26 protein-coding genes are annotated in these 23,184 nt (G+C 34.9%); 25 read left to right on the top strand and 1 reads right to left on the bottom strand.

Going from position 1 to position 23,184, the window contains the following annotated elements; all coding sequences use genetic code 11:
- Positions 1–10 precede the first annotated feature (10 nt).
- The 21 genes from mutL to fabI all read left to right on the top strand — a co-directional run bounded on the left by mutL (position 11) and on the right by fabI (position 18,128).
- A complete protein-coding gene (gene mutL / locus LB941_RS01545; protein WP_253358916.1) occupies positions 11–1,975 on the top strand; it encodes a DNA mismatch repair endonuclease MutL in 1,965 nt (654 codons plus the stop codon).
- A gap of 3 nt (positions 1,976–1,978) precedes the next feature.
- On the top strand, positions 1,979–2,587 hold the full coding sequence (ruvA, locus tag LB941_RS01540) for a Holliday junction branch migration protein RuvA (protein WP_253358915.1): 609 nt from the start codon (positions 1,979–1,981) through the stop codon (positions 2,585–2,587).
- Positions 2,588–2,603: 16 nt separating this feature from the next.
- Positions 2,604–3,611, top strand: coding sequence for a Holliday junction branch migration DNA helicase RuvB (ruvB, locus tag LB941_RS01535; RefSeq protein ID WP_253358913.1), 1,008 nt, complete (start codon positions 2,604–2,606; stop codon positions 3,609–3,611).
- A gap of 37 nt (positions 3,612–3,648) precedes the next feature.
- Positions 3,649–4,695 (top strand): tRNA preQ1(34) S-adenosylmethionine ribosyltransferase-isomerase QueA, encoded by a 1,047-nt coding sequence (queA, locus tag LB941_RS01530; RefSeq protein ID WP_253358911.1) that lies wholly within the window; start codon positions 3,649–3,651, stop codon positions 4,693–4,695.
- 14 nt (positions 4,696–4,709) lie between these two features.
- Positions 4,710–5,855 carry a tRNA guanosine(34) transglycosylase Tgt gene (gene tgt / locus LB941_RS01525; RefSeq protein ID WP_253358909.1) on the top strand — a complete coding sequence of 382 codons (1,146 nt, stop codon included), beginning with the start codon at positions 4,710–4,712 and terminating at the stop codon, positions 5,853–5,855.
- Positions 5,856–5,935: 80 nt separating this feature from the next.
- Positions 5,936–6,346, top strand: a complete 411-nt coding sequence (gene yajC / locus LB941_RS01520; RefSeq protein ID WP_253358907.1) for a preprotein translocase subunit YajC — start codon at positions 5,936–5,938, stop codon at positions 6,344–6,346.
- Positions 6,347–6,425: 79 nt separating this feature from the next.
- A complete protein-coding gene (locus LB941_RS01515; protein WP_253358905.1) occupies positions 6,426–7,001 on the top strand; it encodes an LbetaH domain-containing protein in 576 nt (191 codons plus the stop codon).
- 16 nt (positions 7,002–7,017) lie between these two features.
- Complete coding sequence (locus LB941_RS01510; protein ID WP_253358903.1) at positions 7,018–7,875, top strand: alpha/beta hydrolase; 858 nt, start codon at positions 7,018–7,020, stop codon at positions 7,873–7,875.
- Between the two features lie 373 nt (positions 7,876–8,248).
- Positions 8,249–8,695: a 3-hydroxyacyl-ACP dehydratase FabZ gene (gene fabZ / locus LB941_RS01505; RefSeq protein ID WP_253358902.1), complete on the top strand. Its 447-nt coding sequence runs from the start codon at positions 8,249–8,251 to the stop codon at positions 8,693–8,695.
- 76 nt (positions 8,696–8,771) lie between these two features.
- Positions 8,772–9,212: a MarR family winged helix-turn-helix transcriptional regulator gene (locus LB941_RS01500; RefSeq protein WP_253358901.1), complete on the top strand. Its 441-nt coding sequence runs from the start codon at positions 8,772–8,774 to the stop codon at positions 9,210–9,212.
- Positions 9,213–9,229: 17 nt separating this feature from the next.
- The gene (locus LB941_RS01495) at positions 9,230–10,213 is read left to right on the top strand and encodes a beta-ketoacyl-ACP synthase III (RefSeq protein WP_253358896.1); all 984 of its coding nucleotides are present in this window, start codon (positions 9,230–9,232) and stop codon (positions 10,211–10,213) included.
- A gap of 32 nt (positions 10,214–10,245) precedes the next feature.
- On the top strand, positions 10,246–10,488 hold the full coding sequence (locus LB941_RS01490; RefSeq protein ID WP_253358894.1) for an acyl carrier protein: 243 nt from the start codon (positions 10,246–10,248) through the stop codon (positions 10,486–10,488).
- 23 nt (positions 10,489–10,511) lie between these two features.
- Complete coding sequence (locus LB941_RS01485) at positions 10,512–11,459, top strand: ACP S-malonyltransferase (protein ID WP_253358893.1); 948 nt, start codon at positions 10,512–10,514, stop codon at positions 11,457–11,459.
- Position 11,460: 1 nt separating this feature from the next.
- A complete protein-coding gene (gene fabG / locus LB941_RS01480) occupies positions 11,461–12,192 on the top strand; it encodes a 3-oxoacyl-[acyl-carrier-protein] reductase (protein ID WP_253358892.1) in 732 nt (243 codons plus the stop codon).
- 12 nt (positions 12,193–12,204) lie between these two features.
- Positions 12,205–13,443 carry a beta-ketoacyl-ACP synthase II gene (fabF, locus tag LB941_RS01475; protein ID WP_253358891.1) on the top strand — a complete coding sequence of 413 codons (1,239 nt, stop codon included), beginning with the start codon at positions 12,205–12,207 and terminating at the stop codon, positions 13,441–13,443.
- Between the two features lie 29 nt (positions 13,444–13,472).
- The gene (locus tag LB941_RS01470; RefSeq protein ID WP_425270469.1) at positions 13,473–13,886 is read left to right on the top strand and encodes an acetyl-CoA carboxylase biotin carboxyl carrier protein; all 414 of its coding nucleotides are present in this window, start codon (positions 13,473–13,475) and stop codon (positions 13,884–13,886) included.
- 1 nt (position 13,887) lies between these two features.
- Positions 13,888–14,313: a 3-hydroxyacyl-ACP dehydratase FabZ gene (gene fabZ / locus LB941_RS01465; protein WP_253358882.1), complete on the top strand. Its 426-nt coding sequence runs from the start codon at positions 13,888–13,890 to the stop codon at positions 14,311–14,313.
- 23 nt (positions 14,314–14,336) lie between these two features.
- Complete coding sequence (accC, locus tag LB941_RS01460) at positions 14,337–15,704, top strand: acetyl-CoA carboxylase biotin carboxylase subunit (protein WP_253358880.1); 1,368 nt, start codon at positions 14,337–14,339, stop codon at positions 15,702–15,704.
- Positions 15,704–16,561, top strand: coding sequence for an acetyl-CoA carboxylase, carboxyltransferase subunit beta (gene accD / locus LB941_RS01455; protein ID WP_253358878.1), 858 nt, complete (start codon positions 15,704–15,706; stop codon positions 16,559–16,561). The genes accC and accD overlap by 1 nt, the downstream gene beginning before the upstream one ends.
- Positions 16,554–17,354, top strand: a complete 801-nt coding sequence (gene accA, locus LB941_RS01450) for an acetyl-CoA carboxylase carboxyltransferase subunit alpha (RefSeq protein WP_253358876.1) — start codon at positions 16,554–16,556, stop codon at positions 17,352–17,354. Before accD ends, accA begins: the two co-directional genes overlap by 8 nt.
- A 15-nt stretch (positions 17,355–17,369) precedes the next feature.
- Complete coding sequence (gene fabI, locus LB941_RS01445) at positions 17,370–18,128, top strand: enoyl-ACP reductase FabI (RefSeq protein WP_253358874.1); 759 nt, start codon at positions 17,370–17,372, stop codon at positions 18,126–18,128.
- Between the two features lie 94 nt (positions 18,129–18,222).
- Here fabI and LB941_RS01440 read toward each other — a convergent pair whose 3' ends face one another.
- On the bottom strand, positions 18,223–18,633 hold the full coding sequence (locus tag LB941_RS01440) for an acyl-CoA thioesterase (protein ID WP_253358871.1): 411 nt from the start codon (positions 18,631–18,633) through the stop codon (positions 18,223–18,225).
- Positions 18,634–18,835: 202 nt separating this feature from the next.
- Between LB941_RS01440 and zwf the strand changes: the two genes are divergently transcribed.
- The 4 genes from zwf to LB941_RS01420 all read left to right on the top strand — a co-directional run bounded on the left by zwf (position 18,836) and on the right by LB941_RS01420 (position 23,182).
- Complete coding sequence (gene zwf / locus LB941_RS01435) at positions 18,836–20,302, top strand: glucose-6-phosphate dehydrogenase (RefSeq protein WP_253358869.1); 1,467 nt, start codon at positions 18,836–18,838, stop codon at positions 20,300–20,302.
- Positions 20,303–20,333: 31 nt separating this feature from the next.
- The gene (locus tag LB941_RS01430) at positions 20,334–20,840 is read left to right on the top strand and encodes a nitroreductase family protein (protein WP_253358867.1); all 507 of its coding nucleotides are present in this window, start codon (positions 20,334–20,336) and stop codon (positions 20,838–20,840) included.
- 210 nt (positions 20,841–21,050) lie between these two features.
- Complete coding sequence (gene dinB / locus LB941_RS01425) at positions 21,051–22,136, top strand: DNA polymerase IV (protein WP_253358865.1); 1,086 nt, start codon at positions 21,051–21,053, stop codon at positions 22,134–22,136.
- An 86-nt stretch (positions 22,137–22,222) separates the two neighbouring features.
- The gene (locus tag LB941_RS01420; RefSeq protein ID WP_253358863.1) at positions 22,223–23,182 is read left to right on the top strand and encodes a DHH family phosphoesterase; all 960 of its coding nucleotides are present in this window, start codon (positions 22,223–22,225) and stop codon (positions 23,180–23,182) included.
- The last annotated feature ends 2 nt before the right edge of the window (positions 23,183–23,184 follow it).

The raw sequence follows: 23,184 nt of genomic DNA, 5'->3' as shown, positions 1-23,184 counted from the left end.
AGGCTGAAAGATGGGACAAATTCATGAATTATCTGACATTTTAGCAGATCAGATTGCTGCAGGTGAAGTTGTTGAGCGGCCAGCCTCAGTTGTTAAGGAATTAGTTGAAAATGCGATTGATGCAAAAAGTACGCAAATTGATGTTACGGTTGAGGATGCTGGTTTAACGACGATAAAGGTTAGTGATAATGGAATTGGAATCTTACATGATGACGTTAAATTAGCTTTTAGGCGTCATGCAACAAGTAAAATTAATAGTCGAACGGATCTTTTTAAAGTTAAAACGTTAGGCTTTCGCGGTGAAGCTTTGCCAAGTATTGTTTCAGTTGCAGATGTTACTTTGCAAACAGCAAACAAGACTGAGCTAGAAGGAACAGCGATTCATATTAAGGGTGGCGAGATAAAAAGTACTAAACCGTGTGCTAGTCGTGTAGGAACAACAATTACAGTTCGTGATTTGTTCTTCAATACCCCTGCGCGTTTAAAATACCTAAGTTCGTTACCTACAGAATTAGCCAATATTAGTGATATTATAAATCGATTGGCATTAAGTCACACAGATATCGCATTTTCGCTTAGCAATAATGGCAAAGTACTTATAAAAACAGCTGGTAACGGGAATTTGCAGCAAGTAATTGGAACGATTTATGGAATATCTAGTGCTCGCCAAATGGTAAGTTTTAATGGTAAGGATTTAGATTTTACTATAAATGGATTTATTTCGTTACCTAAATTAACGCGAGCATCAAGAAATTATATTAGTCTTTTAATTAACGGCAGATATATTAAAAATTATAAATTAACTAAAGCGCTAATAGCAGGATATGGCTCAAAATTAATGGTTGGTCGTTATCCGTTTGCGGTGGTAAACATCCAATTGGATCCACTGTTAGTGGATGTAAATGTCCATCCAACAAAACAAGAAGTTAGAATCAGCAAGGAAGACGAATTAAGTGAATTGTTGACTCAAAGTATTGCCAAACGACTTGAACAAGAAAATCTTATTCCAAATGGTTTGTTAAATCTTAATAGTAAAAAACGTGAAAACTTTGATTTTAAGCAACTAGAAGTAAACTTGAATGAAACCGCAAATAACTATAAAGCTATAACGACTGATACTGATGAAACAAGAAAAGCAGTTAATAATGCACTATTAGGAGTTGATTTAGAGGCAGTTAGTGAAAAGGTATCTCTGAATAATGCGAAGCCAATAATGATAACCGATAAGAAACAATTACTTAGTTCTACAGTTAAAAGCTGGGATAAGAAATATCAGGCTGAAAAAGTAAACCCGCCTAAAGCGGAAGTAACGCTTGAAACATCAGAAAAACAAGGCGAAGAAGCTACTGAAGTTAAAGCGGAACGTTTTCCAACGTTACGTTATATAGGTCAGATGCACGGAACGTATTTGTTAGCCGAGAATGAAGCTGGCTTGTACATTGTTGATCAACATGCTGCACAAGAGCGAATTAAATATGAATATTATCGGCGTGAGATCGGAAAAGTGGGTATTTCCCAGCAAAGCTTATTAATTCCAATTGTTTTAAGTTATCCAACTCCAGAAGCATTAAAAATTGAGGAACATTTGCCCGATTTAAAAGAACTTGGAATCGTCTTAGAAGATTTTGGAAAAAACACATATATTGTGCATCAACATCCAGCTTGGTTTAAGCAAGGACAAGAATCTGATATTATTAAAGAAATGATTGACTTTTTCTTGCAGGATAAAAATCTAACGGTTGCTAAATTTCGTGAAAAGACAGCAATTATGATGAGTTGCAAACGTTCAATAAAGGCTAATCACCATCTAGATGATAAACAGGCTGAGGATTTATTACAACAGCTAAAAGAATGTGAAAATCCTTTTAACTGTCCACATGGTAGACCTACAGTGATTACGTTGAGTCCAAAAGACTTAGAACACATGTTTAAACGGATTCAGGACCCGCATCAAAGTTTGGAAAGTGAGTTATAAGTTATGTATGAATATATAGTTGGTAGAATTACTGCAGTAACGCCCTATTATGTTGTTTTAGAGAATAATGGTGTGGGTTTTCAGCTTTTTGTGGCTAATCCGTTTCGGTATCAAATTGATGAACAACAACAACGTATCTATGTCTATCAAGTAGTACGAGATAATGATATTAGTCTGTTTGGCTTTAAAGATAGGGCTGAAAAACAGTTGTTTTTAAAATTATTAAGTGTTTCAGGAATTGGTCCTAAAAGCGCATTGGCAATTTTAGCAAATGAGGACCATAATGGGTTAGTCACGGCAATTAATAGTGATGATGATGGCTACTTGACGAAATTTCCGGGAATAGGTAAGAAAACAGCAAAACAAATTATTCTAGATTTAAAGGGTAAAATGGATGATGTTGAGATAACATCTGGTTTTGTAGGCCAACAAGGATTGAATTTAGATTTGAAAGCAGAAGTACCATACTTAGAGGAAAGTGTGGCTGCACTTTTGGCTTTAGGTTATACAAAAACAGAAGTGAATAAAATCATTAAAAAATTAAAAACTTTTGATGGACAATCAACAGATGAATATTTACGTTACGCGTTGAAGTTATTAATGAATAAGTAAGAAAGGAGGGTATTTTTTGGAAGAAGATGAACGTTTAATTTCTGGTGAAAGCTCAAGATTTGATGATGAGAAAGAGATAAAATTACGGCCACAGTTACTAGAACAATATATTGGTCAAGAACAGTTAAAAAAAGAGATCGCAGTCTATATTAAAGCTGCAAAACAACGAGAAGAGTCATTGGATCATGTTTTATTGTATGGGCCACCTGGATTAGGTAAAACCACTTTAGCATCAATTATCGCCAATGAAATGGGTGTAAATATAAAAACGACTACGGGACCTGCGATAGAACGCCCAGGTGATTTAGTCGCTTTATTAAATGACTTAGAGTTAGGCGATGTATTATTTATTGATGAAATTCATCGGTTACCTAAAAACATCGAGGAAATTTTATATTCAGCGATGGAAGATTATTTTATTGATATTATCATAGGGCAAGATGCTACGGCACATCCAGTTCATTTTCCGCTACCACCGTTCACATTGATAGGAGCAACTACACGAGCGGGAATGTTATCTTCGCCATTACGGGCTCGTTTTGGAATTGTAGGTCATATGAATTATTACACAGAAGCTGAACTAACAAAAATTGTTCATCGCTCTGCAGATGTTTTTAAAACAAAAATAAGTAGTCAAGGTGCACATGAGATTGCACGAAGATCACGAGGTACGCCACGAATAGCAAACAGATTATTAAAAAGAGTTCGTGATTTTGCTGAAGTGGCTGGAAAAAGTGAAATTGATAGTGACGTTGTAATCTATGCTTTAAATTTATTACGTGTTGACAGTCATGGATTAGATGAAACAGATCGTAAATTACTTAAAACAATGATTACGTTATATAATGGTGGACCAGTTGGACTAGGAACAATTGCAGCTAATATCGGAGAAGAAACGGACACAGTTGCAGATATGGTTGAACCCTATTTGTTGCAAATTGGTTTTTTAAAACGGACACCACGAGGCCGAGTCGTAACTTTAAGAGCATATGAACATTTAGGATTTGAATATAAGCAGATATAAATTTTTAATATATTAGAATAGAAGAAGGTATTTAGAAGTGGCTAAAGTAGAACATTTAACAACAGAAGATTTTGATTATGAGTTACCCCAAAGTTTAATTGCACAAACACCGCTTGAAAAGCGAGATCATTCAAGATTGTTAGTATTAAATTCTAAAACAGATGAGATGCGAGATGATATTTTTTATAATATAATCGATGAGTTAAATCCTGGGGACGCTTTAGTGATGAATGATTCACGCGTTATGCCAGCTCGTATCTACGGCATCAAACCAGATACTGGTGGTCATGTTGAAGTATTGTTGTTGAATAATACCCAAGGTGATGAATGGGAAACATTAGTTAAACCAGCTAAACGAGCTAAAGTAGGAACTAAATTATCTTTTGGTGATGGTCAGTTAACAGCAACTGTGACAAAAGAATTAGAACACGGTGGACGCATGATTGAGTTTCATTATGAAGGAATTTTCTTAGAAATTTTAGATAGATTAGGTGAAATGCCACTGCCACCGTATATTAAGGAAAAATTGGATGATCCAGAAATGTATCAAACTGTTTATTCACGTGAAGTTGGTTCAGCAGCCGCACCAACAGCTGGATTACATTTTACAAAAGAATTATTACAAAAAATTGAAGAAAAAGGGGTTAAGTTAGTTTATTTAACCTTGCATGTTGGTTTAGGTACATTTAGACCGGTTAGTGTAACTAATGTTGAAGATCATAAAATGCATAGTGAGTTTTACCGTCTGGATGAAAAGTCTGCAGTAACGCTCAATGAAGTCCGTAAAAATGGGGGGCGGATTGTTGCTGTAGGGACAACTTCAATTAGAACGCTAGAAACGATTGGCTCAAAATTTAATGGAGAAATAAAAGCGGATAGTGGTTGGACAGATATCTTTATTTGGCCAGGTTATGAATGGAAAGTGGTACAAGCATTTATTACTAATTTTCATTTACCTAAGTCAACATTAGTGATGCTTGTCGCTGCATTCACAGGGAGAGAAACGATATTGAACGCATATAAGCATGCGGTTGAAGAAAAATACCGCTTCTTTAGTTTTGGCGATGCCATGTTTATAAAATAGGAATGGAGAATTGTATGACAAAACCAGCGATAACATACCGTTTGATAAAAAAAGAAAAGCATACAGGAGCAAGATTAGGAGAAATAATAACTCCACATGGAACTTTTCCAACACCAATGTTTATGCCGGTTGGAACACAAGCTTCTGTTAAAGCAATGTCACCTGAAGAATTAAAAGAAATGGGAGCAGGTATTATTTTATCTAATACTTACCATTTATGGTTACGTCCAGGTGAAGATCTGGTAGAAGAAGCAGGCGGATTGCATAAATTTATGAATTGGGATCAAGGTATTTTAACTGACTCAGGTGGTTTTCAAGTGTTCTCACTTGCAGAATTACGTAATATTACTGAGGAAGGTGTTCACTTTAGAAATCATATGAGTGGGGAAAAACTATTTTTATCTCCTGAAAAGGCGATTGGAATAGAAAATGCTTTAGGTGCAGATATCATGATGAGTTTTGATGAGTGTCCACCATTTTTTGAAAGTTATAGTTATATAAAAAAATCAGTTGAACGAACAAGCCGATGGGCTGAACGTGGATTAAAAGCGCATAAAAATCCTGAAACACAGGCTTTGTTTGGAATAGTTCAAGGTGGTGGGCATCAAGAACTACGCCAACAAAGTGCAAAAGATTTAGTGTCGCTTGATTTTCCAGGTTACTCAATTGGTGGATTATCAGTTGGCGAATCAAAAGCTGAAATGAATCATGTCTTAGAGTTTACGACACCGTTACTACCAGAAAACAAGCCACGATATTTAATGGGAGTAGGCTCACCAGATGCTTTAATTGATGGAGCAATTCGTGGAATTGATATGTTTGATTGTGTATTGCCAACTCGAATTGCACGTAATGGAACGTGTATGACATCACATGGGCGGCTAGTGGTTAAGAACGCTCAATTTGCGCGCGACTTTAGCCCATTAGATGATAATTGTAATTGTTATACATGTCGAAATTATACACGTGCTTATATAAGACACTTGTTAAAAACTGAAGAAATTTTAGGCTTAAGACTAACAAGTTATCATAATTTGTACTTCTTGCTTAATTTAATGAAGCAAGTTCGTCAAGCAATTATGGATGATAACTTACTTGATTTTAAAGAAAACTTTTTTGAAGAATATGGATTTAACAAGAAAAATGCACGTAATTTTTAGTGTTTTTCTAAAAAATCTAGTAAAAGAGTCTTTTTTTTGTTAAAGTATTAAATAGAGTATAATTTAAGGAGATGTCAGGTATGCTTTTAGGTGCAAGTTCAGCCGGATCATATTCAACAATTTTAATGTTTGTTGTTATAATTGTTTTTATGTATTTTATGATGATTCGTCCACAAAAGAAACAACAACAAAAACGCCAAGAAATGATGAGTAGTCTTAAACGTGGTGACCGTGTAGTAACAATTGGTGGATTACATGGTGTTATAGATAGTATTAACCAAGAAGAAAAAACTGTTACTTTGGATTGTGATGGTATTTATCTAGTGTTTAATTTAGGCGCAGTTGGAAAAGTTGTTCCGACTAAATCTGAAGAGTTAAAGGATAATCAAAACAACACTGAAATAGAATCTGTTGAAGATACAACAACTGATACTGCTGATGATGACGTAGTTACAGATACTAAAGTAACAGATGATAAAAAAGAAGAATAAAGTATTTTGTTATAAAAAAGAGGATGAGAATTTTTTTCGTCCTTTTTTGTTTAATAAAATAAATTAAAAAGGTAAAAAAATGGATGATGAACTTATTGAACGGATAAAGGCTATTACAAATAATGGTGAGCTTTATTATGATTATAACGATGACATTGATTTAGCTCGAAAAACTTCTTTTGAGATTTGTAGAGATTATAATAATGGAATTTTACACAGGAATAAATATGATTTAAAAAAATTAAAAAAGTTATTTGCGTATTTAGGAGAAAATGTACGAATTGAAGCCAATTTCTTAACTGAATTTGGGTTTAATCTAAGTATTGGCAATAATGTAACTATTTTACAAGATGTATCATTTATTGATTGTGCGAGGTTAATAATTGAAGATAATGTCATAATTGGTCCTCATTGTGGTATTTATACTTCTAACCATGCGCAAGAGCCAGAATTACGAAAACAGCATTATTGTTATGAACAACCTATCAAGATAAGAGAAAATGTTTGTCTGGGTGGAGGGGTATTGTTATGTCCTGGGGTAACGATTGGGAAAAACACAATGGTTTTACCAGGAAGTGTAGTTGTAAATGATTTACCGGCTAATGTAGTAGCTGCGGGAAATCCTTGTCAAAAAATACGCGCATTAGCTGATTGAGAAAGGAAATTAAGTTGTGAAAAAGACACGTAAAGTGACCTTCATAGTGTTAGTTTGTTTGCTAGTATTTTTAGGTGGTGGACTAATTATACGGCAGGGTATTCGCCAAGCTCAAAGTGAAAAATATGTTCAGTCACAAACACCAACACTATTTATTCATGGATATGGTAGTAGCTATAAAGCAGAAAAGCAAATGGTTAATGCTGCTGTGAATACAGGAGTTACAAATAATGTTATTCGAGCAAATGTCAATAAAAAAGGGGTAGTTACCTTACAAGGAAAATTTATTTCAACTGCAATTAATCCAATTGTAGAAGTGAATTTTGCGGATAACAAATTGATTGATTATCAGCGTTCAGGTCAATGGCTAAAAAATGTAATATTAAAGCTACAGAAAACGTATCAGATAAAGAAGTTCAATGTAGTAGCGCATTCGATGGGGAATATGGCTTTAGAATATTATATGTTAAAAAACGCAAGCAATAAAAACCTGCCACAATTACAAAAGCAGGTAAACATAGCTGGACCCTTTAATGGGGTTATAGGGTGGAAAGGAACACCTAAAAAATATACTTTAAATAGTCGGGGAAAACCGTCAACTATGACAACTAGCTATCAAGATTTAACCAAGTTACGTAAGACATATCCTAAAAATCAAGTAAAGGTTTTAAATATATATGGTAATTTGGAGGATGGATCAAATTCAGATGGAGTAGTGTCGATTAATTCTGCTCGATCTCTTGAATTTTTAATAAGAAATCGAGCCAAAACGTATGAGACATTAGAGATTTTTGGAAAAAAAGCACAGCATAGTCAGCTGCATAATAATGCGCAAGTGAATAAGGCATTAATAAAATTCCTTTGGAAAAAGTAGAATTAGTCCAAAATAAAAAATTAGGGTTAAATAAATTATTAGAATAAAATAAAAATTTTGGTTATCAAACTATTTTTTGAAGCCATCATTTTTATTTTTTTATTTTTCATTAATTTAAATGTGATACTTTGTTAATTTAAAAATAATGGTTTGCTGATATGTCCTAGATAAATATAAGATGTTATATACTTCAAAGAGAATATAATTAACAAAGGTTTGAAAATGCTTTGGATATATTAAATTTAATTTTTTATTTATATTTGCAAAAAATATTACTTTGAACTAAATTTGACATAGTACAGGACATGTAATATCATTCAACTATCGAATATTTTGATGTTCGAAATATATTTGAATAAGTGAGGTGACAAGTGTGAAAGTAATGGATGCGCAAGAAATTATGGATTTGATTCCGAATCGATACCCTATTTGCTATATAGATTACGTTGATGAAATTAAGCCAGGTGAAAGTATAATAGCTACAAAAAATGTAACTATTAATGAAGGTTATTTTGAAGGATATTTTCCAGGTAATCCAATCATGCCAGGAAGCTTGATTATCGAAACATTGGCGCAAGCAGCATCTATTTTGATTTTGAAATCACCTGAATTTTTAGGTAAAACAGCTTATTTGGGCTCAGTTAAAAATGCTGAATTTCAGCAATTAGTACGTCCTGGAGATGTTTTGAAGCTCCAAATTACAATGACCAAAAAGCGGGCTAATATGGGTATTGTTGAGACTTCAGCACTTGTTGATGGCAAGAAAGTTTGCACGGCTGAGTTGATGTTTGTTGTTGAAAACAGAACTGAAAAGATCTAGATATTGTAGACTTATGTCTTGTTATTATTTTGATGTTCGAACTATTCGAGTAAGAAAGATAAGGCGGTAGATAGGTATGGACGAAAGAGATAAAGCTATCAATGACTCGCTAGTGAGAATATACAGTGGCATCATGTGGATTGAAGAAAATGAATTAAGCAAGAGTAAGTTTAATGATTTGACTATGAAAGAGATGCATGCAATTCATGCAGTCACAATGTACGATCATAAATCGGCCTCGGAAGTTGCTAAGGAGTTACACTTAACGCCTGGAACACTAACAGCGACAGTAGATCGTTTAGTGAGAAAAGGATACGTTGAGCGTTTGAGATCTGCAGATGATCGACGTGTTATTCGTCTTGGCTTGACAAAAAAAGGGAGAGTTTTTTATCGAGCACACGAAGCATTTCATAATATGATGGTTAATAGTTTTATAAAAGATCTAGATGCTACAGAGATTAAAACAATAGAAAAAGCTTTGTGGAATTTAGAACAATTTTTACATGAACATTCTTAATTTGAGGAGAAAATTGATTGGAAAACATAAAAATTATCCAAACAGCACATTATATACCTGAAAAAGCGGTGTTCAATGCTGAATTAACTAAATTGATGGATACTTCAGATGAATGGATTAGTAGTCGAACAGGCATTAAGAAAAGAAATATAAGTATTGGCGAGAATACTTCAGATTTATGTACTCATGTAGCAGAAGACTTGTTAGTTAAAAGTGGTTGGAAAGCAGATGAGTTAGATTTAATCGTTGTTGCTACGATGTCGCCAGATTCATATACGCCAGCAACAGCTGCAATTGTACAAGGAAATTTACAAGCTAGTAATGCATTTGCATTTGATGTATCAGCGGCTTGTTCCGGTTTTGCGTATGCATTTGAGGTTGCAAGTCAATTTTTATTAACAAAGCGTTGTTGCAAAGTAATGGTCATTGGTGGTGAAACACTCTCTAAAGTTGTTGATTGGAGTGACCGTGCAACGGCAGTACTTTTTGGTGATGGAGCGGCAGGTGTGTTATTAGCTACTGATCAAACAGGAAAATCACAGATTTTGGCATCTGATTTGCAAACCTTTGGAGCGGATTGTGATAAACTCTCAGCGGGGGTAAATAATGCATTATCAGAATTCCCCCCAAAACTTAGTGAACGGCGAGAAATTTCAGCTTTTAAAATGGATGGTCGGGCAGTTTATTCATTTGCTACTAGAGAAGTTCCACTTTCATTACAAAGGGCATGTGAAAAAGCGCAAATAGATGTTGCACAAATAGATGTTTTTATTTTGCATCAAGCTAATGAAAGAATAATCAAAACAATTTCAAAGCGTTTGAGAATACCGCTAAGCAAATTTCCTGTGAATATTAATCATTATGGAAATACTTCAGCAGCAAGTGAGCCAATTTTACTAGATGAATTAATTGCTTCGCAAAGAATTAAGCGTGGTGATGTTGTTGCGTTAGTAGGCTTTGGCGGTGGTTTAACCGTTGGAACACAAATTATTAAATATTAAATTAAAACTTATTTTAAAGGAGAAATATTATTATGACAGAACAAGAAATTTTTGAAAAAGTAAAGGCAATCGTAATTGAACAATTGGATGTTGATGATGCAGATGTAACATTAAAAGCAGATATTAAAGATGATTTGGATGCTGATTCATTAGATGTTTTTGAAATTATGAATGAATTAGAAGATGATTTAGATGTTAAGTTAGAAGCAGATGAAAATGTAAAGACAATTCAAGATGTTGTTAACTACGTAAAAAAAGAACTTGACGCTAAGTAATTTTAGCAATGGAGGCCTTGAACATGGAAAAATTTGGTATTTTATTTAGTGGTCAAGGTGCACAATATACTGATATGGGACTTGATTTTTATCATAGTGATGCATTATTTAAAGAATATATTGATCAAGCTAGTGAACTAACTAAATTAAACATTGTTAAAATATTGCAAAACAAAGAAAATCAATTGGATAAGACAGCTAATGTTCAACCGGCATTGGTGGCTGTAAGCATAGGGATATATGCAATGTTAAAACGGGATTATCCTGATTTTAATGTAGTAGGTATGCTTGGTTTATCATTAGGTGAATATGCTGCGTTAATAGCCAGTAAAGCAGTAAGCTATACAGATGGCATGCAGATTTTACGTGATAGAGGGGTATATATGCAAAAAGATGCAGATACATACCCGAGTATGTTAGCTGCTGTGTTAAATCCAGATATTAACAAAGTCGAAGCTATTTGTTCTCAAATAAGTACTTCTACAGAACCAGTGGGGATAGCTAATTATAATTCACCCAAACAAGTTGTGATAGGTGGAAGTCCAAAATCAGTTTCTAAGACAGTTGATGAATTGCAAAATGTTGGTGCGGCGAAAAAAGTAGTGCCGTTGAAAGTAAGCGGGGCTTTTCATACCCCGCTTTTTAAAGATACAAGTACCAAGCTAGAACAGCGCTTAGCAAAAGTTGCTTTTGGCAATCCTTGTGTCACGGTGATGAGTAACACAACTGCACACCCTTTTAAAAAAGAAGAAATTGCAAATGTTTTGACACGTCAAGTTTGTGTACCAACTCATTTTGGAGATTGTGCCAAATATTTAATAGATAATACTGGGGTCAACGCAGTACTTGAAATAGGCCCAGGAAAGACACTAAGCAAATTTGTTAAGCAAGTAGATAAAAGCATTTTACGTTATCATATTGAAGATTTAGCAACTTACAATGCTTTTGGAGAAATTTTACGAGGTAATTAATGTGGATTTAAAGAATAAAACAGTGTTTATTTCAGGATCATCGCGAGGTATCGGTAAAGAAATAGCGATTGCTTTTGCTAAAGCGGGCAGTAATATTATTTTGAATGCACGTAGAGAAATTTCATCACAGTTAATTAATCAAATTGAAGATTATGGCGTAAAAGTACTAACCGTTTTAGGTGATATTTCAAAAAGTGAAGATGTAAAGCGCATGGTTAAAGAGGCATATGCTAATTTTGATCAGATTGATGTTTTGGTAAACAATGCAGGGATAACGAATGACAAGTTGCTGATTGGAATGAAAGCAGCAGATTTTCAAGATGTTATCAACATAAATCTGACCGGTACATTTCAAATGACACAAGCCTTTTTGAAAAAAATGTATAAAAAAAGAACTGGCGTTATTATTAATCTTGCTAGTGTAATTGGATTGCATGGCAATATTGGTCAGGCAAATTACGCAGCTAGCAAGGCCGGAGTAATTGGTTTAACAAAAAGTGTTGCAAAAGAAGGTGCACTGCGCAATATAAGATGTAATGCAATTGCACCTGGAATGATTGTTAGCGATATGACAGAGGTTTTAAGTGATAAAGTAAAAAATGAAATATTAAGTGAAATTCCATTGAAACGTTTTGGGAATGCAAAAGAAGTTGCACAAACAGCTCTTTTCTTAGCTCAGAATGATTATATAACTGGACAGGTCATCACAATAGATGGTGGGATGACGATTTAGGAGGAATTTTAGATGACTAAAGTAGTAATTACTGGAATGGGAGCTTTAACCCCGATTGGAAATGATGCACCAACTTTCATTGCTAATCTCATGACTGGTAAATTGGGCATTGCACCTATTACAAAATTTGATGCAACTGAAACTGGAATTACAGTTGCTGGTGAAGTGAAGGATTTTGATCCTAAACAAAGAGTTGGCAAGAAAGCAGCACGTCGCATGGATTTATTTTCTCAATATGCAGTCCATACAGCACTTGAGGCAGTTGAGCAAGCGGGTATTACAAAAGAAAATGTAGATCCATATGAAATGGGTGTTATTATTGGCTCCGGAATTGGTGGCTTAACAACGATTCAAGAGCAGGTTATTAAGATGCATGATAAAGGGCCACAGCGGGTATCCCCAATGTTTGTTCCAACGTCAATTGCAAATATGGCAGCAGGTAATGTTGCTTTGACTGTGGGTGCAAAAAACATTTGTACAGCGATAGTGACAGCATGTGCTTCTGGAACTAATGCAATTGGTGAAGCTTACCGTCAGATAAAAGAAGGCCGTGCTCAAGTGATGCTAGCAGGTGGTGCAGAAGCATCTGTCAATGAAATAGGTATTGCAGGCTTTGCAGCATTAACTGCTTTATCTAAACAAACAGATCCAACAAAAGCATCTTTGCCTTTTGATAAAGATCGTTCAGGCTTTGTTTTAGGCGAAGGAGCAGCTACTTTAGTATTGGAAAGCGAAGAGCATGCCAAAAAAAGAAATGCGAAAATTTTAGCTGAAATTGTTGGTTACGGTGCAACTTGTGACGCATATCATATGACCGCACCTGATCCAACTGGTGAAGGAGCAGCTCATGCAATGCAACAAGCTCTTTTGGAAGCGAAGATTGAGCCAAACCAAGTAGGTTATATAAATGCTCATGGGACAGCAACTCATGCAAATGATGAAGGTGAGTCTATCGCGATAAATAATGTATTTGGTGAGAATAGTTCAGTATACGTAAGTAGCACTAAGTCAATGACTGGTCATTTATTAGGAGCAGCTGGTGCCGTTGAAGCTGTTGCAACAATAGCGGCATTACAGCAAGGCAAATTGCCAGCAAATGTTGGTTTAGAAAATCAAGATGAAAAATGCAAAATTAACGTTGTCAAGACAAACGCAATGCCTGTCAATAATTTGCAGTATGCAATTAGCAATTCACTTGGGTTTGGTGGACATAATGCTGTTTTAGCGTTAAAAAAATGGAGTGAACAGTAGAAGTGGACTTTAAAGAGATACAAAAATTAATGGATGAATTTAACTCTTCTCCAATGCGAGAATTGGAAATTGAAGTAGATGGATTTCACATGCATTTAAGTAAAAATGATGTACCTTTTTTACCACCACATCATGCAAATCCTGAATTCAAACAAAACGTAGAGCAGATAAAAGTAAAAGAAACAAAAGAAGAAACTGAAAAATGTGAATATATTACTTCACCGATGGTAGGGAGTATTTATTTACAACCAGAACCTGATAAACAAGCATATGTCAAAGTTGGATCACGGGTTCATAAAGGCGATGTTGTTTGCATTATTGAGGCAATGAAAATGATGACTGAGATTAAAAGTAATGTTGATGGCATTGTTAGTGAAATTTTAGTTGAAAATGAAGAGTTAGTTGAATTTGATCAGAAGATTTTCAAAGTAGTGGAGGGTTAAGATGGTTTTAGATATAACAGAAATTCAAAAAATTATTCCACATCGTTATCCAATGTTATTAATCGACCGTGTAGATGAATTAGAACCTGGGCAACGTGCGGTTGCTGTTAGAAATGTAACAGCACATGAACAGGTCTTTAATGGTCATTTCCCGGGAAATCCTGTTTTACCAGGGGTTTTAATTGTTGAAGCAATGGCTCAAACAGGGGCAGTTGCGTTGCTTTCAATGGATGAGTTTAAAGGAAAAACTGCTTATTTTGGTGGCATAAAGCAAGCTAAATTTAGAAAAGTTGTTCGTCCTGGAGATACACTTAAAATCGAAGTAGTACTTGAAAAAATTAGAAATAATGTAGGACTTGGAAAAGCTGTTGCAACTGTTGATGGTAAAAAAGCATGTACGGCTGAGTTAACTTTTATGATTAGCTAAAAGTAGTAAGGTAGGTAAAGACGATGTTTTCGAAAGTTTTAGTTGCTAACCGTGGAGAAATAGCGGTTCGAATCATTCGCTCCTTAAAAGAATTAGGAATCAAATCGGTTGCTATTTATTCAACGGCTGATCGAGAAAGTCTACATGTTCAACTTGCTGATGAAGCAGTGTGTGTGGGTACAGCAAGGCCCCAAGAATCATATCTAAACATGAAGAATATCTTAGCTGCTGCAGTTGGAACAGGTGCAGAAGCGATTCATCCCGGATTTGGTTTTTTATCTGAAAATAGCCGCTTTGTCGAAATGTGTGAAGCGTGTGGTTTGAAATTTATCGGTCCTCGTTCAGAAACAATTGACTTGATGGGAAATAAAGCTAATGCACGGATTCAAATGCAAAAAAGCAATGTTCCGGTTATTCCAGGAAGCGAAGGCTTTATTTCAGACGTTAAAGAAGCCAAAGAAGTTGCACAAAAAGTGGGCTATCCTATTTTGTTAAAAGCAGCAGCTGGTGGCGGTGGTAAGGGAATTCGTCGGGTTAATACTGCTGTTGAATTAGCAGCAGCATTTGAAGAGGCAAGAAGAGAAGCAAAGAATGCTTTTGATGATAACCGAATGTATCTTGAAAAGATTATGGAAAATGTGAAGCATGTAGAAGTTCAAATTTTCAGAGATCAAAAGGGGAACACGGTTTATTTTCCAGAAAGAGATTGCTCAGTTCAACGTAACAAGCAAAAGATGATTGAAGAGAGTCCATGTTCTATTATTACAAAAGAGCAGCGAAAAAATTTGGGTGAAATTGCTATGCGTGCTGCTAATGCAATTGATTATCTCAACACTGGGACAATTGAGTTTTTAATGGATAAGCAGCATAATTTCTATTTTATGGAAATGAATACACGGATTCAAGTAGAGCATACCGTAACAGAAATGGTAACAGGGATTGATTTAGTTAAGGCACAAGTTAAAGTTGCATCAGGTGAACCGCTGCCTTTTACACAAGATAATATTCACACAAATGGATATGCCATTGAATGTCGAATAAATGCAGAAAATCCAGCGCGCAATTTTGCTCCTTCTGTCGGAAAAGTAAAATATTTGTATTTTCCAGTAGGCAATTTAGGTATGCGAATTGATTCAGCTTTGTACTCAGGTGTAACTATTTCGCCATATTATGATTCGATGATTGCTAAGGTAATCACACTTGGACATGATCGACATGAAGCTATCGAGAAAGTTAAACGTTTATTAAACGAAATGGTTATAATGGGTATAAAAACAAATCAAGAGTTTCATTTAGCAATTCTAAAAGATAAGGTGTTTTTAGATGATGATGTGACGACAGATTATTTAGAAAAGACATTCTTACCTAAATGGAAGGAGGAAAAAGAGTAATGCAGTTGTTTGATGAACTAAAAACATTGGGCCATAAACATGTAAAAGTTAATAAGGAAGCTCAACAAAAAGTTCCTACAGGTTTATGGATTTCTTGTCCAAAGTGTCATCAATCCTTCTATCATAAAGATTTAGGTGTTTATCAGGCCTGTCCAAGTTGTGCATATGGATTTCGGATTACAGCAAGAGAGCGATTAGAATGGTTAGTAGACGATTTTAAAGAAATGGATACTGACTTGATAACAAAAGATCCGTTAGAGTTTCCAGGGTATATGGATAAATTAACTAAAGCGCGAAAAATAACTAATTTGAATGATTCAGTTTTAACAGGTATTGCAAAAATAAATAATCAAGAATGTGCATTGGGTATTATGGATCCCAAATTTATTATGGGTTCACTTGGAACAATAACAGGCGAAAAGATAACTCGCTTATTTGAAGAGGCAACACGGAAGAATTTACCACTTGTTTTATTTACAGCTTCAGGTGGGGCTCGAATGCAAGAAGGTATATTTTCATTAATGCAGATGGCAAAGGTTTCACAAGCGGTAAAAAGACACTCTAATGCAGGCCTTTTTTACTTAACTGTTCTCACGGATCCAACAACTGGAGGAGTGACAGCTAGTTTTGCGATGCAAGGCGATATTATTATTTCTGAACCACGTGCGTTAGTTGGCTTTGCTGGTAAACGAGTTATTGAACAAACAATACATCAACGAGTTCCTGAAGATTTACAAGATGCTGAGACAGTTTTAGCAGAGGGTTTCATAGATGCAATCGTTTCTCGTGATAAACAAAAAGATACCATAGCTTGGCTGCTAGAAATGAATAAGAAGAAGGGTGGTCGTCATGGTTAGTTTATTTGAAAGAAAACCTAAAATACCTAAAACAGCTGCAGAAATTGTTAAAGCAGCTCGTTCACAGGATAAGATAGTTGCTTCTGAACTAATAAATGGTGTTTTCAAAAATTTTTTTGAATTACATGGCGATCGTCTAAATGGTGATGATCCAGCGATTATTAGTGGACTTGCACAATTAGGCAATAAAAAAGTAACAGTAATTGCAATTGATAAGGGAACTTCACCCGAAGAAAGGATTGCCAAACATTTTGGCGGACCTACCCCAGATGGATACCGCAAGTCTTTACGTTTAATGAAGCAAGCTGAAAAGTTTGGACGGCCAATTGTTACATTAATTAATACGGCAGGGGCATATCCGGGCCGCACTGCTGAGGAAGGAGGTCAAGGTGAAGCTATAGCACGTAATTTATTAGAATTAGGAGACATAAGTGTACCTATTTTAGCAATTATTTTTGGTGAAGGTGGTAGTGGTGGAGCTTTGGCCTTAGCAGCAGGAGATGAAGTGTGGATGTTTGAAAATAGTATGTATACTGTTTTATCTCCTGAAGGTTTTGCGTCTATTTTATGGAAAGATAGCACACGTGCTGATGAAGCAGCGGCTGTAATGCAAGTAACACCGACTGCATTACTAAGTCAAGGAATTATTGATGGAATTATTGAAGAACCAACTTCACATCGAAAAGTAATTAAGCAAGTTACAAGAGTGATTGATGAAGAATTAACTAAATTAATGGCATTAACGCCAAGAGAATTGATTGAAAGACGCCATGCGCGTTTTCGTAAGTTTTAAGGAGGATTAATACTAATGGGTAATTTATTACAAGGCAAAAAAATCCTTGTCATGGGAGCAGCAAATAAGCGTTCAATTGCATGGGGATGTGCACAGGCTATGATAGATCAGGGAGCGAAACTGATTTTCACATACCAAAATGAACGTTTGAAAAAAAGTCTGCATAAATTAGTTGATGATGAAGATGTTTTAGTGCAATGTGATGTTTCACAAGACGAAAGTATAAAGACTGCCTTTGAAACTGTTGAGCAACGTTTTGGTAAAATAGATGGAATAGTTCATGCAATTGCTTATGCACCTAAAGAATCTTTAGGTGGGGATATTATGGATGCTACAAGAAGTGATTATTCAATAGCACAGGATATTTCTGCATATTCACTAATTGCAGTAGCTAAATATGGTAAAGAAATATTGAACAATCCTGCAAGCATTGTTACGCTAACTTATTTTGGCTCTGAACGTGCAGTTCCAAATTACAATGTAATGGGGGTTGCAAAAGCATCACTTGAAGCATCAGTTCGATATTTAGCGCGTGATATGGCAAAATATGGTGTTCGAGTAAATGCCATTTCTGCAGGTGCAGTTAAGACACTTGCGGTAACAGGAGTCAAAGGACATACGGAATTATTAAGTATGTCAGAGGAAAGAACGGTTGACGGTCATTCTGTTACAACAATGGAGATTGGTGGAGCATGTGCCTTTTTAATGAGTAATTTAGCTACGGGAGTTGTTGGAGATACAATCTATGTAGATAAAGGTGTTCATTTAATTTAAAGTGATTTACAGACTAAAAAAGTATATTAAAAACCGTTAGATTTTACTTTTAAAGAACTAAATCTAACGGTTTTTTGTAATAAAATCAGATAAATTAATTTGATGCGGAGTTTAGACGCAGGTAAAAATCAGGTTTTAGGGTTTTCATATTTAAAATCTTTCCATTTTTGTTAGTAAAGCAATGTGAAGATTCGCCTGTACAAACAATTTTTTCAGTTTCTAGGTTAAGCATTTTATAAACTAACACGAGTTTGATACCATTGAATTTTTTTATGTTAACAATAATACTGATTTTATCAGCAAAAGTTGTTGATTGAAGATATTTGCAGTTAATTGCAACAACAGGCGAAATAATCCCCATGTTTTCTAAGTCAGTATAACTGCAGTTTAATTGATCCAAAAAAGAAACGCGGGCTTCCTCCATCCAACGAACATAATTGGAATGGTGGGTAATTTGCATACGATCTGTTTCATAGTATTGAACTGTATGAATATATGGTTTCATAGTAATACATACCTCTATTTTAAATGTTAAATTACATTAATTGTACTACAGACTAGCATATGAAAAACAGTTTTAACGATCTTGTTGGAAAAAATAACAATTAATGAAAAAAGCATATGTCAATTGAATTCAAACAATTGTTTATTACTAAAAGAGTTAGTATAATGGATTTATAAATGTAAAGAAAGTGGTGCTAGATTTAATGATTAAAGAACAAAAGGCACTTTTTATTATCTTTGGTGGGACGGGAGATTTGGCACAGCGAAAATTATATCCGTCTATTTTTGAATTATATAAAAAAGGTTATTTAAAAAGAAATTTTGCTATTATTGGAACAGCAAGACGTCCTTGGACAAATGACTATTATCGGGAAATTGTTAAAGATTCAATTGATGGTATGTATGATTCTGAACAAACAGCAATTGCATTTTCAAATCACTTTTACTATCAGTCGCATAATGTTACTGATACAAGCCACTATGTTACGTTACGCCAATTGGCTGAAAAGCTTGATGGGAAATATGAAATTGGCGGTAATCGCTTATTTTATTTAGCAATGTCACCACGCTTTTTTGGAACAATTTGTGAGCATTTAAAATCACAAGAGCTTAAGACCACCACAGGTTATAATCGTGTTATCGTAGAAAAACCATTTGGACGTGATTTTGCTAGTGCCACAATTTTGAACAACGAAATATCACAATCTTTTCCAGAAGATGATGTTTTTCGAATTGATCATTATTTAGGTAAAGAAATGGTCCAAAATATTGCAGCAATTCGCTTTGGGAATAGTATCTTTAATGCTATGTGGAACAATCGGTATATTAGTAATATTCAAGTAACATTAAGCGAGGCACTTGGTGTTGAGGAACGTGCTGGTTACTATGAAACTGCAGGGGCTTTACGAGATATGATTCAAAACCATATGTTGCAGATTGTAGCGTTATTGACAATGAGCGCACCAGTTAGTTTTACTGACGCTGATATTCGGAATGCAAAAATAAATGCACTAAAATGTCTGAAAGTATATACCAAAGATGAAGTTAAAGAAAACTTTGTTCGAGGGCAATATGATTCAGGTAGAAATCTACCAGCATATCGACAAGAAGATCAAACAGCGCCAGACTCAATGACAGAAACTTTTGTTGCAGGAAAATTGTTAATTAATACGATGGATATGGCCGGAGTTCCAATATACGTTCGTACAGGAAAACGATTAGCAACAAAAGCAACGAGAATAGACGTGGTCTTTAAACAAGTACCTAACAATGTTTTTGCAGATAATGATTTGCGCCACGATGTGTTGACGATTACTGTTGATCCAGAACCTAGTTTAAGATTACAATTAAACTCAAAAACAATAGGTCAAGGTTATGATTTTGATACTCATCGGCTAAACTTAGATTATAAGCTTTCTGAAGAACAAAAAAAGTCAGTTCCAGAAGCATATGAAAAGTTAATTTTAGATGCTTTAAAAGGTAAGGCATCAAACTTTACGCATTGGAAGGAATTGCAATATTCATGGAAGTTTGTGGATGCAATTCGGCAAGCTTGGGATGATAATGTGGATCAGGTTGTATTTCCTAATTATCCGTGTGGAGAGATGGGACCAGATACGTCAGAAAAATTACTTGCCAAGGATGGAAATCATTGGGAATTTACTATTTAGAACAAAAAAGTACAATATAGGAGGCTTTGACATGGATACACTAACAGCAATTGCTACGCGAAGGTCAATTAGAAATTATAAAAGTGGTTCACTTTCCAAAGAACAACTAAATGTTCTATTAACAGCAGCACAAGCAAGTCCATTTGGAATGGGACAATATGAAAATGTTAGACTAACAGTTGTTCAAAACAAAGAATATCTTGCTCAAATAGATGCTGCATTTGGCAAAGATAAACATTTATTGTATGGGGCAGCAACCTTAATTATTATTACAGCTAAAAATCCGAGTCAAATGGAATATATTGGTGCTGGAGCAATAGCACAAAATATTGCTTTAGCAGCTACTGCATTAGATCTAGGAAGTTGCGATATTATGGGAGCTATGACTAAGTTGGAACAAAATGCGACTTTACAAGCTAAGCTAGGTATTCCAACCGAATTCGTACCGTGTTTTTCGGTTGCTATTGGAGAAACAACTGAAAACTTAGTGAAACGTGATTTTACAAAAAAACGAATTGCTGTAGACATTATTGATTAAAATAGTAGTTTATGTATAGAGTCTGGGACCTAGTCCTGGACTTTTTTTCGTTGAATATTTAGTGTTGAAATATGTACTATAAAGCAGTTAGTTATGCTAAAGTAGTTCAAAGTTTATATACAAAAAAGAGAAAATGGCTATTGCTTTGCTTCAATAAATAAATTTAGTATAATAAAATATAGAAAATAAGTTCGGTTTGAGGGTGAAGCTATGGAAAAAAAGCGAAAGATAATTCATATAGATATGGATGCTTTTTATGCTTCAATCGAAATGCGAGATAATCCTAAATGGAGAGATAAGCCCTTAGTTATTGCCCGGGATCCGAGGCATTCTGGAGGAAAAGGGGTTGTGGCAACAGCAAATTATATCGCTCGTTCATATGGGGTTCACTCTGCTATGGCTGCTGCAGAAGCATTAGAAAAATGTCCAGATGCAGTTTTTAAAACACCAGATTTTCCAAAATATCGAAAAATTTCTGCAGAAATTCATACGATTTTTCATGAATATACGGATATAGTTGAACCGATTGCTTTTGATGAGGCTTATCTTGATGTGACAGTTAACAAAAAAAATATTGTTGATCCAGTCGTGCTAGCGCATAAGTTGCAATGGGAGCTTTTTGAAAAAACGCATTTAACTAGTTCGGCTGGCGTTTCGTATAATAAATTTTTAGCAAAACTTGCTTCAGATTATCACAAACCAATTGGACTAACAGTTGTTCATCAAGCAGATGTTAGTGATTTTTTATTACCATTACCAATTGAAAAATTTAGAGGGGTTGGAAAAAAGACAGTTTTAAAAATGCATGCCCTTAACATATATACTGGAGCAGATTTAATAAAAAAAAGTGAAGCAGAGTTAATTGCAAATTTTGGAAAGATTGGTTATTTTTTTTATCAATGTGTTCGTGGAATTGATGAACGACCAGTTGAATGGCAACGCGAACGTAAATCTATTGGAAATGAACGGACTTACGATCAAGTCTTAACAACTATTGAAGAAGTGGATGATTTTTTGAATTGGGCTGCTAAAAAACTAGCAGGAACGTTGCAAGAAAGAAAGCTACATGGAAAAACATTAGTAATCAAAGTTAGAAATAGTGACTTTGAAACGATAACGAAGCGCTTGACACAAAATGATTTTTTTAAGAATGATACAGAAATCTTAGTTTATTACGGAAAACAATTGTTTGAACAGATACAATCGACAAATATAAATGTACGTTTATTAGGCTTAACGATGACAGGGTTAGCACCGATGGCAGATGAAGATAAACAATTATCGCTATGGGGTTAAATGAGAAAATGGGAATATATTTTGTATTTTAGAACTTTTTCCGTTAAACTAAAGTGTTAGGTAGAAATCGCACAGGAGTGATAGATATGACAATTCAAAATGAAATTTTAGCACAGATTAAAAAATATGATACGATAGTGATTCACCGTCATAAACGACCAGATCCGGATGCTTATGGTTCTCAATGCGGATTAGCTGAAATTTTACGGGCTAGTTTTCCCAACAAAAAGATATATCAAGTTGGCGAAAATGTTGCTAGTTTGAATTGGATTGCTACGCCAAACGAAATAGCGGATGAAGTTTATCAAAATGCACTTGTTATTGTAACGGATACTGCAAATACACCGCGAGTAGATGATGAACGCTATACTACTGGTAAATATTTAATTAAAATTGACCATCATCCAAATGATGATGTATATGGTGATATTTGCTGGGTTAATACTGAAGCATCAAGTTGTTCGGAAATAATTGTTGACTTGTATAATAGTTTGGCTAAAGAACTTGTTTTACCTAGTCGGGCAGCTGCAATGTTATATGCTGGTATTGTTGGAGATACAGGTAGATTTATGTATTCTGCAACAACACCACATACATTAAGAATAGCTGCACAATTAGTTGAATTAGGTATTGATGCGCCTTTAATTAATAGAAAACTTGATGGAATTACTGAATCAGTTGCACGACTATCAGCCTATGTTTTACAAAATATGGTGGTAACCAAACATAATGCTGCTTACATTGTGTTGAATCGTGACGTCATGGAAACCTTCAAATTAGGTGATAGTGGTACATCACAAATCGTTCCACTAGTAGGTAAATTAGAAAATGTTGTTTGTTGGACAGTTTTTGTACAGCAAAAAGATCAGTCATATCGGTTAAGAATTCGCTCTAAAGGACCAGTAATCAATGAACTGGCAAAAGAATATAAAGGTGGAGGTCATCCTTTAGCAAGTGGGGCAGTGCTTGCTAGTGCTGATGGTATTGACGATTATATAAATAAACTAGATGCACTTGCGGCGACAGCAGATAGTGCAGCAATTTGAGG

Origin of the sequence: Ligilactobacillus ubinensis, from assembly GCF_024160875.1 — a bacterium.
GTDB classification, from domain to species: domain Bacteria; phylum Bacillota; class Bacilli; order Lactobacillales; family Lactobacillaceae; genus Ligilactobacillus; species Ligilactobacillus ubinensis.
The sequence above is the reverse complement of the archived record's forward strand: the minus strand, read 5'-3'. Positions and strand labels throughout refer to the sequence as shown.